Source organism: Roseomonas sp. KE0001 (assembly GCF_016107285.1).
In the GTDB taxonomy this organism is placed as follows: Bacteria; Pseudomonadota; Alphaproteobacteria; order Acetobacterales; family Acetobacteraceae; genus Pseudoroseomonas.
The window spans coordinates 266,852-282,729 of the sequence record NZ_RCVQ01000003.1; the positions used below are offsets into that span (position 1 = coordinate 266,852).

Here is a 15,878-nt window from a genome sequence, read left to right on the forward strand (position 1 = left end):
GTCCTGCCGCGTGCTTCCCTGATGACAGGAGGATGACGGGAGATGAGCCTGATCGTCGTGCTGATCAGCCTGTCGGGGACGGTGGCTCTCCTGCTCTGGGGCACCCGCATGGTCCAGACCGGGGTGCAGCGCGCCTTCGGCGCCCGGTTGCGGGGGCTGCTGGGCCGCGCCCTGAGCAACCGGCTCAGGGCTTTCCTGGCGGGTCTCGGCGTCACCGCCCTGTTGCAGAGCAGCACGGCGACCGGCCTGATGGTCGCGGGCTTCGCGGCCGGTGGGGTTGTGGGGCTGGTGCCGGCGCTGGCGGTCATGCTGGGCGCCAATCTGGGCACCACGCTGATCGTCCAGCTCCTGTCCTTCGACATGGCGATGGTGGCGCCGGCCCTCATCCTGCTGGGCTTCATCCTGTTCCGGCGGGAGGCGCCGCTGCCGCATGACCTCGGGCGGGCGGTGATCGGCCTCGGGTTGATGCTGATGGCGCTGCACCAGCTCGTGGCGCTGATGGGCCCCTACGAAGCCACGCCTCAGCTGCGGGCCCTGCTCGGCCTGATCGCCGCCGTGCCGCTGCTCGACGTCCTCGTGGCGGCGCTGATGAGCTGGGCCCTGCATTCCAGTGTGGCCACCGTGCTGCTGATCATGTCCCTGGCCGAGCATGGCGTCGTGTCGCCGGAGGCGGCGCTGGCCATGGTGATCGGGGCCAATCTCGGCAGCGCCCTGAACCCGCTGCTGGAGGGCGGCGGCGGGGACCCGGCCGGGAGGCGCCTGCCGCTGGGCAACCTGCTCAACCGCCTGGTGGGGCTGGCCATCGCCATGCCGCTGCTGGGGCCGGCGGCGGCGCTGCTGGGCGGCGGGTCCGGCGATGCCGGCCGGGCGGTGGCGCAGTTCCACAGCCTGTTCAACCTGGTGCTGGCGGCGCTTTTCCTGCCCCTGCTGACGCCCTACGCGGCGCTGCTGCGGCGCCTTCTGCCACGCCGGGAGAACCCCGCCGATCCCGCCCGCCCGCTCTATCTCGATCCCGCCGCGCGGGAGGTGCCAGTGGTGGCGCTGGGCGGCGCGGCGCGGGAGGCGCTGCGGCTGGCGGACCTGGTCGAGGCGATGCTGCGCGACGCGCGGGGGGTGCTGGCGACGCCCGGCGCCCGGCCGGCGGCCGTGTCGCGTCAGGCGGAGGATGCGCTGGACCGGCTGAACCGGGAGCTCAAGACCTATCTCGCGGGGCTCGACACCGAGGAGCTGAGCGAGGCGGACCAGCGGCGGGTGCAGGAGATCCTGCTTTTCGCCATGCATCTGGAGCAGGCCGGGGACGTGGTGCAGGGCGGCTTGCTGCCGCATGCCGGCAAGCTCCGCAAACGCGGCCTGATGCTGTCCGCCGAGGGGAGGGACGAGCTTCTCGGGCTGATCGATCGGGTGATCGGCAATCTCCGGATCGCGGCCTCGCTGCTGATGACCGAGGATGCCCGCGCGGCGTGGCTGCTCGCTGCCGAGAAGGCCGCCTTCCGTGACGTCGAGGCACAGGCCACCGTGCGGCATTTCGAACGGCTGCGCGCCGGGCGGCTGGAGAGCCTGGACAGTGGCGGCCTGCATCTCGACCTGCTGCGCGATCTCAAGCTGGTGAACAGCCACGTGGTCGCGGCGGCGGCTTATCCCGTGCTGGAGCGGGAAGGGGAATTGCGGCCGAGCCGGCTGGTCGAGGCGGAGGAGGCCACGGCCGGACCGGCGGCAGGCTGAAAGAAATTTTTTACGTGAGAATGTGTTCGCGGCGCCTGGGAAGGTGGCGGTGGATAACCCTGGCTTTGCCAGATTTTTCCGTGAGTCGCGGCGCGGTGGGTGCTGTGGGCAAAACGCCAGGCAAGCAAATTGTGGGGGGATGTCCTGCATCCGACCCACCAGATATGGGTTGAAGCTCCGGGCGACGCGGTGCAAACCTGCGCCTCACCACACTACAACCCATCAGGGATTCTCGCCGTGTTCGATGCCATTCAGCTTGCCGATGACATTCAGCTCGCGGGGCATGGCCAGGTGCATGTGGACCGGTCGCGGGATGCGCTGCTGACCGATTTCGGCAAGGCGACGCTGGACGACCGGTACCTGATGCCGGGCGAATCCTATCAGGATCTTTTCGCGCGCGTGGCCAGCGCCTATGGCGACGACGCGGCGCATGCGCAGCGCATCTACAATTACATCTCGCAGCTCTGGTTCATGCCGGCGACGCCGGTGCTGTCGAATGGCGGCACGACGCGCGGCCTGCCCATCTCCTGCTTCCTGAACGAGGCGAATGACAGCCTGAACGGCATTGTCGACCTGTGGAACGAGAATGTCTGGCTGGCCTCCAAGGGTGGCGGCATCGGTTCCTACTGGGGCAATCTGCGTTCGATCGGCGAGAAGGTCGGGCAGAACGGCAAGACCAGCGGCATCATCCCCTTCATCCGCGTGATGGACAGCCTGACGCTGGCGATCAGCCAGGGCTCGCTGCGGCGCGGCTCGGCGGCGGTCTATCTGCCGGTCTCGCACCCCGAGATCGAGGAATTCATCGACATGCGCCGCCCGACCGGCGGCGATCCGAACCGCAAGGCGCTGAACCTGCACCACGGCATCCTGATCCCGGATGCCTTCATGCGCGCCGTCGAGGCGGATGAGGAATGGGCGCTGACCTCGCCCAAGGACGGCGCCGTCATTCGCAAGATCCCGGCGCGCGGGCTGTGGATCCGCATCCTGATGGCCCGCATCGAGCAGGGCGAGCCCTACATCATCTATTCCGACCACGTGAACCGCGCGCAGCCGGAGCACCAGAAGCTCGCCGGCCTGGAGGTCAAGACCTCCAACCTGTGCTCCGAGATCACCCTGCCCACCGGGCGCGACCAGCATGGCCAGGAGCGCACCGCGGTGTGCTGCCTCTCCTCGCTGAACCTCGAGACCTGGTTCCAGTGGAAGGATGAGCCGCGCTTCATCCCCGACGTGATGCGCTTCCTCGACAACGTGCTGCAGAGCTTCATCGACAACGCCCCCGACAGCATGGCGCGCGCCAAGTACAGCGCCATGCGCGAGCGCTCGGTGGGCCTCGGCGTGATGGGCTTCCACTCCTTCCTGCAGGCGCAGAACGTGCCGTTCGAAAGCGTTATCGCGAAGGTGTGGAACAAGCGGATGTTCCGGCACATCCGCGAGCAGGCCGATGTCGCCAGCCGGCAGCTCGCCGAGGAGCGCGGGCCTTGCCCGGATGCCGCCGAATACGGTTTCATGGAGCGTTTCTCGAACAAGATGGCGATCGCGCCGACGGCGTCGATCAGCATCATCTGCGGTGGCGCCAGCCCGGGCATCGAGCCGATCGCGGCCAATGTCTACAACCACAAGACGCTGTCCGGCAGCTTCATCGTGCGCAACCCGTATCTGAAGAAGCTGCTTCAGAAGCACGGCCGCGACGATGACGAGACCTGGACCAACATCACCGTCACGAAGGGCAGCGTGCAGCACCTGGATTTCCTGGACGAGCAGGAGAAGGCCGTCTTCAAGACCGCCTTCGAGCTGGACCAGCGCTGGGTGGTGGAACATGCCGCCGACCGCACGCCGTTCATCTGCCAGAGCCAGTCGGTGAACCTCTTCCTGCCGGCCGATGTGCACAAGCGCGACCTGCACCAGATCCACTTCCAGGCCTGGAAGAAGGGTGTGAAGTCGCTCTACTACTGCCGCTCGCTGTCGATCCAGCGCGCCGACACCATCAGCGAGAAGGTCTCGGCCCAGCCCGCGCTCGGCTTCGCCGCGGCCAACAGCCTGGAGGCCGTGTTGCCGAGCGCGCCGCTTCCCGGTGTGGCGCCGGTGCGCGCCGTGGCCGCGGAGGCGGGCGGCAACGGCACGAATTACGAGGAATGCCTCGCCTGCCAGTGAGACGGGTCTGGCCTTCCACCCCCGACCAAGCCTTTTCCTGACCAGCGATGGCGCCGCCGGCCCGTGATCCGGGTCGGCCGGGCGCCTCGCGTCCAGACGCCGGAGACATGCCATGTCCGCGACCACCGATGCCGCCCCCGAAAGGTTGGACCTGCTGACCGCCAACCCGGTCTACAAGCCCTTCCGCTATCCTTGGGCCTATGATGCCTGGATGACGCAGCAGCGCGTCCACTGGCTGCCGGAAGAGGTTCCGATGGCCGATGACGTGAAGGACTGGCAGAAGAACCTGACCGAGGCCGAGCGGAACCTTCTGACGCAGATCTTCCGCTTCTTCACCCAGGCCGATGTCGAGGTGAACAACTGCTACATGAAGCACTATTCCCAGGTGTTCAAGCCGACGGAAGTGCTGATGATGCTCTCGGCCTTCTCCAACATCGAGACCATCCATATCGCGGCGTATTCGCATCTCCTCGACACCATCGGGATGCCGGAAATCGAGTACACGGCCTTCCTGAAGTACAAGGAGATGAAGGACAAGTACGACTACATGCAGTCCTTCTCGGTCGAGAACAAGACCGAGATCGCCAAGACGCTGGCCGCCTTCGGCGCCTTCACCGAGGGGCTGCAGCTCTTCGCCTCCTTCGCCATCCTGATGAACTTCCCGCGCTTCAACAAGATGAAGGGCATGGGACAGATCGTCTCCTGGTCGGTGCGCGACGAAACGCTGCATTGCCTCTCCGTCATCCGGCTGTTCCGCACCTTCGTGCAGGAGAACCCGGAGATCTGGACGCCGCAGCTGAAGCGGGAGCTGCTGGAGATCTGCACCACGATCGTCGAGCACGAGGACGCCTTCATCGACCTCGCCTTCGAGCTGGGCGGCGTGCAGGGCATGACGGCGGAGGATGTGAAGCTCTATATCCGCTTCATCGCCGACCGCCGCCTGCAGCAGCTCGGCCTCGACCCCCATTACGGGATCGAGAAGAACCCGCTGCCCTGGCTGGACGAGATCCTGAATGCCGTCGAGCACATGAACTTCTTCGAGGGACGCGCCACTGAGTATTCCAAGGCCAGCACCCAGGGCAGCTGGGAGGAGGCCTTCGCCGACGGTGTCTTCGCCGACAAGCAGCCGGAAGGGCAGCTGCTGCCCTGATCCGTCCGCCGGCCGGGGGCGGGTGGGACAATCGGTCCCCCTCCGCTTCCGGCGCCGGATCGGCTAAGCAGGCGGGATGCAAAGGCTGATCCGCATCCTCGTGCTCTTCCTGATCCTGGGCCTCGGCGCGCTCTGGGGCGCCGCGGCCTTCAACCGCCAGCCGGGCGAGCCGCTCGGCGATGCCTTCATGCGCCAGGTCGCTGGGCTGATGGGGCAGGAGGCGGCGGTGCCCTCCGTGGGGGGCGTGCAGCTCCCCGAGGGCATGGTGCTGGGCGGCCCCTTCCGCCTGACCGACCAGGAGGGGCGCAGCGTCACCCAGGCCGAACTGGGCGGCGCGCTGATGGTGGGCTACTTCGGCTTCACCTACTGCCCCGACGTCTGCCCGACCGAGCTTGGCGCCATCGCCAGCGCCCTGGACCTGCTGCCCGCGGCCCAGGCCGAGCGGGTCACGCCGGTCCTGTTCAGCGTCGATCCCGAGCGGGATACGCCCGAGCAGCTCAAGGCCTACGTGACCAACTTCCATCCGCGCATGGTCGGGCTGACCGGGACGCCGGAGCAGGTCGCCGAGGTGGCACGCCGGTTCCGGGTCTTCTACGCCAAGGTGAAGCGCCCCGAGATGACCGAGTACCTCGTCGACCATTCCTCCTTCATCTACCTGATCGGCAAGGATGGGCGCGTGCGCATGCTGCTGCGCCCGCAATCGACGCCGGAAGACATCGCCAAGGCCGTTCAGGCGCAGCTCGCGACACTATAGACACAGTTGGGCCTTACATCTTTAAAGGGCAACGCGATCGTGATCACCACCCTGTGCAGCCGGGGCTTTGTCGCGTACATGTCCTTGATGCGAAGCTTGCGTGAGCCCGTGGCGCGCGCGGCACGCCTGCGAAAGCAAGGAGGCTAGGCAGCATGGCGGAAGATTGGTCAGAAGGGCAGGGCGTTCAGGAGCCAGCCAAGGTCCAGCCGGCTCCGCGTCACACGCGTCGGTTGTCGGACAAGATCCTGATCGCCTTCCACCAGGCCTGCGACCAGAGCGACTACGAGGTTGCCGAGGAGCTGCTGCGGATCCTGGAGAAGATGGTGACCCGGCGGCCGAACTCCCCGGACACCAACCGCCGCAAGAACATGGAGAGCCTGGTCGCGGCGCATGAGCGCCTCTGGCTTCTCCGGCATCCGGAGCCGGGCAACTAGACCGTCAATTGACGAATTGAGATCGCGGAATCGCGGGGATCATCTGATATCTCCGTCCTCGGTACGTATTTCAGAATTGATGTTCCGCGCGAGTCGTGATTTCCTTCCTGAACGCCAGGGAGATCGCGGCATGACCCTTCAGCTGGGCCAAACGGCCCCCGATTTCAGCGCCGAGACGTCGGAGGGGCCGATCCGCTTCCATGACTGGGCGGAGGAGTCCTGGGTGGTGCTGTTCAGCCACCCCCGTGATTTCACGCCGGTCTGCACCACCGAGCTGGGCGAGGCCGCCCGGCTGAAGCCGGAATTCGACCGGCGCGGCGTCAAGGTGATCGGCCTCTCGGTGGATACCCTGGACAATCACGCCGGCTGGAACGCGGATATCGCCGACACGCAGGGCGCGGCCGTCAACTTCCCGCTGATCTCCGACGCGGACCGTGCGGTGTCCCACCTCTATGGCATGATCCATCCCGAGGCGGACGCGGCCGTCACGGTCCGCACCGTCTTCGTCATCGATCCGGCGAAGAAGGTACGCCTGACCCTGGCCTATCCGCCCTCGACCGGGCGGAACTTCCAGGAAGTGCTGCGGGTGATCGACAGTCTCCAGTTGACGGACCGCCACAAGGTCGCGACTCCGGTGAACTGGCAGCCGGGCGAGCGGGCGATCATCGTTCCCTCCATCCCGGACGAGCAGGCCCGGGAGCGGTTCCCGCAGGGCTGGGAGGCCGAGAGGCCGTATCTGCGTTGGGTGGATGTGGAGAAGGCATGATGCTGGCACCGGTCTCGCAGGCGGTCGAAGGCTTCTGGGGCGCGGTCGGCCGGACACCGCTGATCCGGCTTCGCCGGGCCTCGGAGGAGACCGGCTGCGAGATCCTGGGCAAGGCCGAGTTCATGAATCCCGGCGGCTCGGTGAAGGACCGGGCGGCGCTCGGCATCCTGCAGGATGCGGTGGAACGCGGCCTGCTGACCCCGGGCCGGCCGGGCACCGTGGTCGAGGGCACGGCCGGCAATACCGGCATCGGCCTGGCGCTGGCCGCCAATGCCCGCGGCTGGAAGAGCATCATCGTCGTGCCCGAGACGCAGAGCCGGGAAAAGCTCGATTTCCTGCGCATGATCGGCGCCGACCTCCGCCTGGTGCCGGCCAGGCCCTATGCCGATCCGGGCAACTACGTCCATGTCTCCCGCCGGCTGGCCGAGGAGCTGGGCGCGGTCTGGGCCAACCAGTTCGACAACCTGGCCAATGCGCGGGCGCACGAGGCGACCACCGGGCCGGAGATCTGGGACCAGACCGGCGGGCGGATCGACGCCTTCACCTGCTCCTGCGGCACCGGCGGGACGCTGGCGGGCATCGCCCGGGCCCTGAAGGCGCGGCATTCCGGCGTGCGCGTCGTGCTGGCCGATCCCGAGGGCAGCGCCCTGGCGCCCTGGGTCCGGAATGGCACGGTCAAGGCGACGGCGGGCAGCTCCATCACGGAGGGAATCGGCCAGGCGGCGCGGGTGCCCGGCAATCTGGACGGCGCGCCGATCGATGGCGCCGAGACCATCCCGGATGCCGAGGCGCTGCGGCAGGTCTTCTCCCTGCTGGTGGAGGAGGGGCTCTCGGTCGGCGGCAGCGCCGGGCTGAACGTGGCGGCCGCGGTGCGCGTGGCAAAGGCGCTGGGGCCCGGCCACACGGTGGTGACCATCCTCTGCGACGGCGGCGCCCGCTATCAGTCCAAGCTCTTCAACCCCGCCTTCCTGCGCGAGAAGGGCTTGCCGGTCCCGCCCTGGCTGGACTGACGCGGGTTTTCGCGCCGCCGTATCGGAATGCGATCGCGCCGGGCTTGGCCGCCCGCCGCTTTGGCGTCACCCTGGCCGCCGCCGATGGCTGCAAGGGAGAACGCCGGTGAACGGAGCTGAAAGCCTGGTCCACACGCTGCTCAAGAGCGAGGTGGACACCTGTTTTGCCAATCCTGGCACCAGCGAGATGCACTTCGTCGCGGCACTCGACCGGATCCCCGGCATGCGCTGCGTGCTGGGGCTGCAGGAGAACATCGTCACCGGCATGGCCGACGGCTACTGGCGCATGGCGCAGAAGCCGGCGGCCACCCTGCTGCATTGCGGCCCCGGCCTCGCCAACGGCCTGGCCAACCTGCACAACGCCCGTCGCGCCCGCAGCGGGATCGTCAACATCGTCGGCGATCAGGCCACCTATCACCGCCCGCTGGATGCCCAGCTCACCGCCGATACCGAGGGCTGGGCGCGCGGCGTCTCCGGCTGGGTGCGGACCGCGATGGATGCCCGCCGCGTCGGTGCCGATGCCGCCGTGGCGGTGCAGGCCGCGCGGACCTCGCCGGGGCAGATCGCGACCCTGATCCTGCCGGCGGACACGGCCTGGAACGAGGGCGGCGAAGTCGCCGCCGCCCTGCCGGTGCCGCCCGCCCCGGCGCCCGACCCGCATGCGGTGAAGACCGCCGCGCGGGTGCTGCGCGAGAAGAAGAACGTGCTGATCCTGCTGGGCGGCGCGGCCCTGCGCGGCGAGGCGCAGGCTTTCGCCTGGCGCGCCGCCCAGGCCACCGGCCAGCGCGTCATGGCCGAGATGTCGAATGCCCGGCATGAGCGCGGGCGGGGCCGGCTGCCGCTGGAGCGCGTGCCCTATCCGGTCGACCAGGCGATCGAGGCGCTGAAGTGGGTCGAGCACCTGATCCTGGTGAACGCCAAGGCGCCGGTCGGCTTCTTCGCCTATCCCGGAAAGCCCAGCCTGCACTATCCCGAGACCGCCGAGGTGCATGTCCTGGCGCGCTACGAGCAGGACGGGCTTGCGGCGCTCCGGGCGCTGGTCGAGGAGCTGGGCGCGGCCGAGGCGGCCATCCCCGACCCCGGCCCGAGGCCGGAGATCGCCCGCGGCGCGCCGACGCCGGAAGGGCTGGCGCGGACGCTGGCGGCGGTGATGCCGGAAGGCGCCATCATCGCCGACGAGAGCGTCTCCTTCGGACGCGGCTTCTTCAAGGAGACGCACGCGGCGCCGGCGCATGACTGGCTGCAGATCACCGGCGGCGCCATCGGCTGCGGCATGCCGCTCGCCACCGGTGCCGCGATCGGCGCCGGGCGGCAGCGGCGGGTGATCAACCTGCAGGCCGATGGCTCGGCCATGTACACGCTTCAGTCGCTCTGGACCCAGGCCCGCGAGAAGCTGCCGGTGACCACGGTCATCCTCTCCAACCGCAAGTACCAGATCCTCATCGGCGAGTATCAGAATGTCGGCGCCAATCCGGGGCCGACGGCGATGAGCATGCTCGACCTTGGCAATCCCGATCTCGATTGGCTGAAGCTCGCCGGCGGCATGGGGGTCGCGGCGGCGCGGGCCACCTCGCTGGAGCAGTGCGCGGACCTGATGAGCCAGTCCTTCTCCAGCGACGCGCCCTTCCTGATCGAGCTGATGATCTGAACCGGCGGGGCCGGGGGGCCTCGTTCCCCCGGCCCCCGGCAGCCCCTCCGGGGGGCTTGACCCGGCCGCCAGGTCGGTTTAATTGAGAATAACTCGCAGTTGCAGAAGATGAGGTGGAACGCGGTCACGACCGTCCCACCGCGGAACCGGATCCCGCACTACTCTCCCCGGCTCCCCGCCTTCTCTGTCTGACATTGCGGGATCCGGCGCTCCGCCTGCAGGGGAGGCGAAGCGCCGGAAGCGGACCGGGATGAAGCGCGCCGCTCCTCAGGCGCGCTTCCGGCCTGGGGAGCCCGAAGGGGGCGCCACAGGCTCTGTCGATTGGCACGCGGGCAGGGCGTGCCGGTCCCGGTCCGCGCCCCTTCCTCCCGAGGTTGCCGGACGCTTTCCTCTCCGGGCGGGGAGGGGCCAGAATGGGCCGGCCGGCAATCAGGAGGAATCGCCATGCCCTATCTCATCGAAACCTGGGACAAGGCCGACAGCCAGGCGCTGCGCCAGTCCACCCGGGCCGTGCACATCGATTTCCTGGACCGCAACGCCGCCCTGCTCCTGGCCTGCGGCGCCAAGCTGACCGATGACGGCGCCGATGCCGGCGGCGGTCTCTACATCGTCGATGTCGAGAGCCGGGCCGAGGCGGAGGCCTTCATCCAGCAGGACCCCTTCACCCAGGCCGGCCTGTTCGAGACCATCCGCATCACGCGGTGGCGCAAGGCCTATCTGGACGGCAGGCGCCACCTGCCGCCGCGCTGAGCCGCCAGGAGCAGGAGCAGCGGACATGCCGCAGGGCCAGTCCAGGGCGGAGGAGAAGGTGCTCCGCCGCTCCTTCGGCGTCACGCTCGTCGTGGCGGTGGCGGGCGTGCTGTTCGGCCTGCTGTCCGGCTCGCTCTCCATCGTCTTCGACGGCGTCTTCTCGCTGATCGACGCCACCATGTCGCTGCTGGCGCTGCTCGTCGCCCGCCTGCTGGCGCGCGGTGACAGCCGGCGCTTCCAGCACGGCTTCTGGCACATCGAGCCCATGGTGCTCGTCTTCAACGGCTTCGTGCTGATGCTGACCTGCGCCTATGCCTTCCTCAACGCGGTGGGCAGCCTGCTGCAGGGCGGCCGCGACCTCGCCTTCGGCTGGGCCGTCGGCTACGCCGCGGCCATCGCCGCGGTGAGCTTCGCCATGGCCGCCTATGGCCGCCGCGCCAACCGCCGCATCGGCTCGGATCTGGTGGCGCTGGACGTGCAGGGCTGGATCATGGCGGGGACGATCACTGGGGCGCTGCTGCTGGCCTTCCTCGCCGGGCTGCTGCTGGGCCGGGGGCCCTACGCGCATCTGACGCCCTATGCCGATCCGCTGGCCCTGGCGGTGCTGACGCTCTGCCTGCTGCCCGTGCCGGTCCGCACGGTGCGCAAGGCGATGTCGGAGGTGCTGCTGGTCACGCCCACCTCCCTCGACCGCCGGGTGCGCGCCATCCTGGACGAGGTGACGGCGCGGCACGGCTTCCCCGCCTATTCCAGCTATGTCGCCAAGATCGGGCGCGGCCTCTTTGTCGAGGCCCATATCCTGGTGCCGCCCTGCCATCCGCTGGACGGTGTCCAGGGCTTCGACGCCGTGCGGGAGGAGATCAGCGCGGCGCTGGGGAGCGACGGGCCGCATCGCTGGCTGACCGTGGATTTCGTCGGCGACCGGCGCTGGTTCTGAAGCGCCCGGCGCCCTTCCGGGCCTCAGCCCTTCCGCGCCAGGGCGCCGCGCATCGCCCGGCCCGGGGCATCGGTCGTGAAGGCCTCGGCGAAGACCGGCACGCTGGCGGCGACGGAGGCCGTCAGCGGCAGCTCCTCCCATTGCCGCAGGAGGGCCTTCTGCGCCGCGATGGCGCGCGGCTCGCATTCCAGGATCGGCGCCAGCGCCGCCTCGACGGCCGAGTCCAGCCCTTCCGGCCCGGCCACGGCGTCGATCAGCCCCCAGTCCAGCGCCGTGGCGGCGTCGATGGTGGCGGCGGTCATCAGCATCCAGCGCGCCCGGCCCCAGCCGATCAGCCGCGGCATCAGCGCCGCATGGATCACGGAGGGAATGCCGACCTTCACCTCCGGCATGGCGAACTGGGCCCCGGGTGCCGCGACGCGCAGATCGCAGGCCATGGCCAGTTCCAGCCCGCCGCCCAGGGCCCAGCCCTGGATGCGCGCCACCACCGGCAGCGGGCATTGCCGCGCCGCCTCGCAAAGCCCGCCCAGGCGGGTGATGAAGGCCTCGGCGGAGGCAGGGTCCAGCGCCGCCATCTCGCGCAGGTCGGCGCCGCCGATGAAGCTGCGCTCGCCCGATCCGGTCAGCACGATGGCGCGCAACCCGGCCTCCCGGCCCAGCAGCCCGAGCCCCTCGGTCAGCGCCAGGATCACCGCGGTGCTCAGGATATTGGCCCGGCCGGCCTCATGGATGGTCAGCCAGGCCACCTCGCCCCGGCGCTCGACGGCGCAATGCCGGTTCAGCAGTTCCATGCGTTCCTCCCGCGTTTCGTGCGCCGCCGCGCCGGTGCCGGGCGGCCGGTGCGGCTACAGGCCGCGCAGCCGGGCGGCCAGATAGGCGGCGTAGTTGTCCGTCATGCCGGCGACGAAATCGACGGCGCAGCGGATGGTCTCGCTCGGGCTGTAATCCCGCTTCGGATGATAGTCGCGCATCAGCGACAGGGCCTGCCGTGCCGGACCGGAGACGCGCTCGACATCGCCCCCGGCCTGGACGAAGGCGAGGCAGGCCTCCAGGAAGACGCTGAGCGTCTTCTCCAGCACGTCGCGCGCGCCGATCTCGAACTCCGCCTTGCGCGGGTGGAAGTAGAGCGTGTCGCGGTTGGTGCGGCGGATGGCGTCGAAGGGCTCCAGGAGGTCCGGCGCGCAGAGGCCGATCAGCGACTGTCCGGGCGCCATCCGGCCTTCCAGGATGGGCTCGCGATGCCGGGCGAAGGCCACCGCCACGGCGCCGATCATCCGGCCGATGGCCTTGGAGCGCAGCAGGGCGACCTTCTGCACCTCGGTGTCCTCGCCCGCCAGCCGGGCGCGGTCGGCCTGGGCGAGGGGAGCGACCAGGGCCTCGTAGTCGCGATAGGGCACCATATCGAGCTCGACCGCGTCCTCGAGATCGGCCAGGCCATAGGTGATGTCGTCCGCCGCCTCCATCAGCCAGACGGCGGGATGGCGCGGATGCGGCCCGTCGAGCCCGCAGCCCGCCAGCACCTCCCCGAAGGCGGCGCGCTCGGTGGCGAAATGGTTGAACTTCACGCCGGGCCGGCCACGCCGCTCGGCCCGCGGGTCGGTCGCGTCCCAGGGGTATTTCAGGAAGGCGCCGAGGCTGGCCAGCGTCAGCTTCAGGCCGCCGCGCTCGCGGTAGCCGTCGGCCCGGGTCAGGATGCGGAAGCCCTGGGCATTGCCGTCGAAGAAACGCAGATCCGCGTCCAGCTCCAGACCGGCGGCGCCTGGCCCCTGCAGCCACTGGGCCATGAAGCCGGCGATCACCTCCTCGCCGGCATGGCCGAAGGGCGGATTGCCGATGTCATGCGCCAGGCAGACCGCCTGCACCAGATAGCCGAGGTCGTCCGGCGTATGGCCGCTGCCGGCCAACTCGGCGGCGCAGTCGGTGCCGACGGTGAAGCCGAGCGAGCGCCCGACCGAGGCCACCTCCAGCGTGTGCAGCAGGCGGTTGCGGACATGCGCGTTGAAGGGCAGGGGATGGACCTGGGTCTTCTGCTGCAGCCGGCGGAAGGGGCGGCTGAAGACGATGCGGTCCTGGTCGATCTGGAAGGCGTTGCGGTTGGCGGCGACGCGGGCGGAGGGCTCGGTGAAGCGGCGGGTCTCGAACAGGCGGGACCAGCGCACCGGCGCTCAGCCCCGCATCCGCGCCACGGTCGCGGTGGTGGAATTGCCCGGCAGCAACTCGGCGAGCTTCACCACCCCGCCCCAGTCCTGCAGCAACTCACCGCCCACCACCTGATCCACGGTATAGTCGGCGCCCTTCACCAGCACCTCGGGCTGCAGCAGCCGGATCAGGTCCAGCGGCGTGTCCTCCTCGAAGATGGTGACGAGGTCGACGGTGGCGAGGGAGGCCAGCACGGCGGCGCGCGCCGCCTCGGGCTGCACCGGGCGGGATGGGCCCTTCAGCCGCTTGACGCTGGAATCGGCGTTGAGCCCGACCACCAGACGGTCACACCAGGAGCGCGCCTGCTCCAGCAGATGCACATGTCCCGGATGCAGCAGGTCGAAGCAGCCATTGGTGAAGCCAACGCGCCAGCCGCGCTGGCGCCAGCGCTCCACCTGCTCGGCGGCGGCGGCGCGGCGCATCACCTTGCGCAGCGCGCCACGCTCGGGCGTCAGGGCCTCCAGCAGATCGGCCTCCCGGGCCACCGCGGTGCCGACCTTTCCCACCACGAGCCCGGCGGCGATATTGGCGAGGCGCGCTGCCAGCGGCAGCGGCAGGCCGGCGGCGAAGCCGGCCGCCAGCACGGCGACCACCGTATCCCCCGCGCCCGAGACGTCATGCACCTCGGGGGCCTCGGCCGGCAGGTGATGCACCGCCTCCCCCTCAAGCAGGGTCATGCCGTCCTCGCTGCGCGTCACCAGCACGGCGTGGAAGCCGTGGCGCGCCTGCAGGGCACGGGCGGCGGCGACGATGGCCGCCTCGCTGTCCACCGGCATCTGGGTGGCGAGCGCCAGCTCGGCGCGGTTCGGCGTGATGACATCGGCCCCCGCGTAGCGGGAGAAATCCTCGCCCTTGGGGTCCACGACAACGCGCCGGCCGGCCGCCCTGGCGGCGGCGATCAGCTTCTCCGTCGTGCCGCCGGAGAGCACGCCCTTGCGGTAGTCGGAGAGCACCATGACACTGGTGGCGGCCACGGTGTCGGTGGCGATGCGGATCAGCCGCTCGGCCAGCCGCTCATGGATCGGCCGCGCCACCTCCTGGTCGGCGCGCAGCATCTGCTGGCCGGCGGCGATGAAGCGGGTCTTGGTGGTGGTGATGCGCCCGCCCTGGACCAGCAGCCAGGGCTCGACGCCGGGCTGGCCGCCGATCAGCCCGGTCAGGTCGCTGCCCGCCTGGTCGTCCCCCACGACGGAGAGGAAGGCCACGGCGGAGCCCAGCGCCGTCAGGTTGCGCACCACATTGCCCGCCCCGCCCGGCATGGCCAGCTCCCGCTCCACCGTCAGCACGGGGACGGGCGCCTCCGGGCTGATGCGGCGGACATGGCCGTAGACGTAGCGGTCCAGCATGGCGTCGCCCACCACGAGGACGGAGGCGCGCTTCAGCTGCCGCACCGCATCGGCCAGATCCGGCTGGGTGCCGGGGCCGGGCCGCGGATCGTCCTGCGTGTTCGGCCGGGGGGCATCCGGCAGGGGTGCGTCCGGCAGGGGGGAGGGGGGCACGGGGCCTTGCATCGGCAAGGGCCTAGCGCAGCCCTGGCGCTGCACGCAAGGCGCCCTGGCGGCCCGGCCTCCGGGGCGGCGGCCTCATGCCGAGAGAAACCGCAGGCTGGCGGCGTCCAGCGCCAGGGCGGTGAGGGCGCCTCCGGCCACCGCGCCGGTGTCGATGCCGATTCGCCAGCGCCGCAGTTCCGGGGCGCGGGAGGGGGTATGGCCGTGGACGACGATGCGCGGCAGCGGCCGGGGCCAGGAGAGGAAGGGCTCGCGGATCCACATCAGGTCCAGCTCGCGCTGGCTCTCGAGGGCGCGACGCGGGTCGATGCCGGCATGGACGAAGAAATAGTCGCCCGCCGACCAGGACGGCCGCAGGCCGCGCAGCAGCGCCAGATGCGCCTCCGGCAGCACCAGGCGGCTGTCCTCGGCGCCGTAGCTGGCCAGGGTGGCGTCGCCGCCATTCCACAGCCAGAGATCCTCGGCCACCGTTCCGGGCCCCGCCGTCAGGGCGTCGAGCATCATCGCCTCGTGATTGCCGCGCAGCAGAATCCATTCCGCCCCCGCGATCGGCCCGGGCCCGGCGAGGCGGTCGAGCACCGCCGCGCTGGCCTCGCCGCGATCGATATAGTCGCCCAGATGGACGATGGCGCAGCGCGCCGCCGGGCGGTCGCGCCAGTCCCGCGCGATGCGGGCATGCAGGGCCTCCAGCCGGTCGGCGCAGCCATGCACGTCGCCGATGGCGTAGACGCGGAGGCCGTCCGGCAGCAGGCCGGGGGCGGGTAGATCCATGACGATGAAGCCCCCAGGAGACAGCGGCGCCAGCGTGGCGCCGCCGCATCATGCGCCCGCGGCGGCGGGGGTTCAACG

14 protein-coding genes are annotated in these 15,878 nt (G+C 70.0%); 10 read left to right on the top strand and 4 right to left on the bottom strand.

Annotation, left to right across the window (positions count from 1 at the left end; all coding sequences use genetic code 11):
* Positions 1-42: 42 nt before the first annotated feature.
* The 10 genes from D9598_RS07735 to D9598_RS07780 all read left to right on the top strand — a co-directional run bounded on the left by D9598_RS07735 (position 43) and on the right by D9598_RS07780 (position 11,322).
* The gene (locus D9598_RS07735; protein WP_198365861.1) at positions 43-1,722 is read left to right on the top strand and encodes a Na/Pi cotransporter family protein; all 1,680 of its coding nucleotides are present in this window, start codon (positions 43-45) and stop codon (positions 1,720-1,722) included.
* A gap of 237 nt (positions 1,723-1,959) precedes the next feature.
* On the top strand, positions 1,960-3,873 hold the full coding sequence (locus tag D9598_RS07740; protein ID WP_198365863.1) for a ribonucleoside-diphosphate reductase subunit alpha: 1,914 nt from the start codon (positions 1,960-1,962) through the stop codon (positions 3,871-3,873).
* Positions 3,874-3,985: 112 nt separating this feature from the next.
* Positions 3,986-5,023: a ribonucleotide-diphosphate reductase subunit beta gene (locus tag D9598_RS07745; protein WP_198365868.1), complete on the top strand. Its 1,038-nt coding sequence runs from the start codon at positions 3,986-3,988 to the stop codon at positions 5,021-5,023.
* A 76-nt stretch (positions 5,024-5,099) separates the two neighbouring features.
* The gene (locus D9598_RS07750) at positions 5,100-5,777 is read left to right on the top strand and encodes an SCO family protein (RefSeq protein WP_198365870.1); all 678 of its coding nucleotides are present in this window, start codon (positions 5,100-5,102) and stop codon (positions 5,775-5,777) included.
* Between the two features lie 152 nt (positions 5,778-5,929).
* Positions 5,930-6,211, top strand: coding sequence for a hypothetical protein (locus D9598_RS07755; RefSeq protein WP_198365871.1), 282 nt, complete (start codon positions 5,930-5,932; stop codon positions 6,209-6,211).
* 130 nt (positions 6,212-6,341) lie between these two features.
* A complete protein-coding gene (locus tag D9598_RS07760) occupies positions 6,342-6,977 on the top strand; it encodes a peroxiredoxin (RefSeq protein ID WP_198365873.1) in 636 nt (211 codons plus the stop codon).
* Positions 6,974-7,987, top strand: coding sequence for a cysteine synthase A (locus tag D9598_RS07765; RefSeq protein ID WP_198365875.1), 1,014 nt, complete (start codon positions 6,974-6,976; stop codon positions 7,985-7,987). The genes D9598_RS07760 and D9598_RS07765 overlap by 4 nt, the downstream gene beginning before the upstream one ends.
* 106 nt (positions 7,988-8,093) lie before the next feature.
* Positions 8,094-9,635: an acetolactate synthase large subunit gene (locus D9598_RS07770; RefSeq protein WP_198365876.1), complete on the top strand. Its 1,542-nt coding sequence runs from the start codon at positions 8,094-8,096 to the stop codon at positions 9,633-9,635.
* Between the two features lie 444 nt (positions 9,636-10,079).
* Positions 10,080-10,385 (top strand): YciI family protein, encoded by a 306-nt coding sequence (locus D9598_RS07775; RefSeq protein ID WP_198365877.1) that lies wholly within the window; start codon positions 10,080-10,082, stop codon positions 10,383-10,385.
* 25 nt (positions 10,386-10,410) lie between these two features.
* Entirely contained in the window at positions 10,411-11,322 is a 912-nt protein-coding gene (locus D9598_RS07780) for a cation diffusion facilitator family transporter (protein ID WP_198365886.1), read from the top strand.
* Positions 11,323-11,345: 23 nt separating this feature from the next.
* On the opposite strand, the gene D9598_RS07785 is transcribed toward D9598_RS07780, so the two are convergent.
* The 4 genes from D9598_RS07785 to D9598_RS07800 all read right to left on the bottom strand — a co-directional run bounded on the left by D9598_RS07785 (position 11,346) and on the right by D9598_RS07800 (position 15,800).
* Positions 11,346-12,113: an enoyl-CoA hydratase gene (locus D9598_RS07785; protein WP_198365888.1), complete on the bottom strand. Its 768-nt coding sequence runs from the start codon at positions 12,111-12,113 to the stop codon at positions 11,346-11,348.
* Between the two features lie 54 nt (positions 12,114-12,167).
* Positions 12,168-13,481: a dGTP triphosphohydrolase gene (gene dgt / locus D9598_RS07790; protein ID WP_198365889.1), complete on the bottom strand. Its 1,314-nt coding sequence runs from the start codon at positions 13,479-13,481 to the stop codon at positions 12,168-12,170.
* A gap of 6 nt (positions 13,482-13,487) precedes the next feature.
* On the bottom strand, positions 13,488-15,032 hold the full coding sequence (gene rfaE1 / locus D9598_RS07795) for a D-glycero-beta-D-manno-heptose-7-phosphate kinase (protein ID WP_198365890.1): 1,545 nt from the start codon (positions 15,030-15,032) through the stop codon (positions 13,488-13,490).
* A 72-nt stretch (positions 15,033-15,104) separates the two neighbouring features.
* Positions 15,105-15,800, bottom strand: a complete 696-nt coding sequence (locus D9598_RS07800; protein ID WP_198365891.1) for a metallophosphoesterase family protein — start codon at positions 15,798-15,800, stop codon at positions 15,105-15,107.
* Positions 15,801-15,878 lie beyond the last annotated feature (78 nt).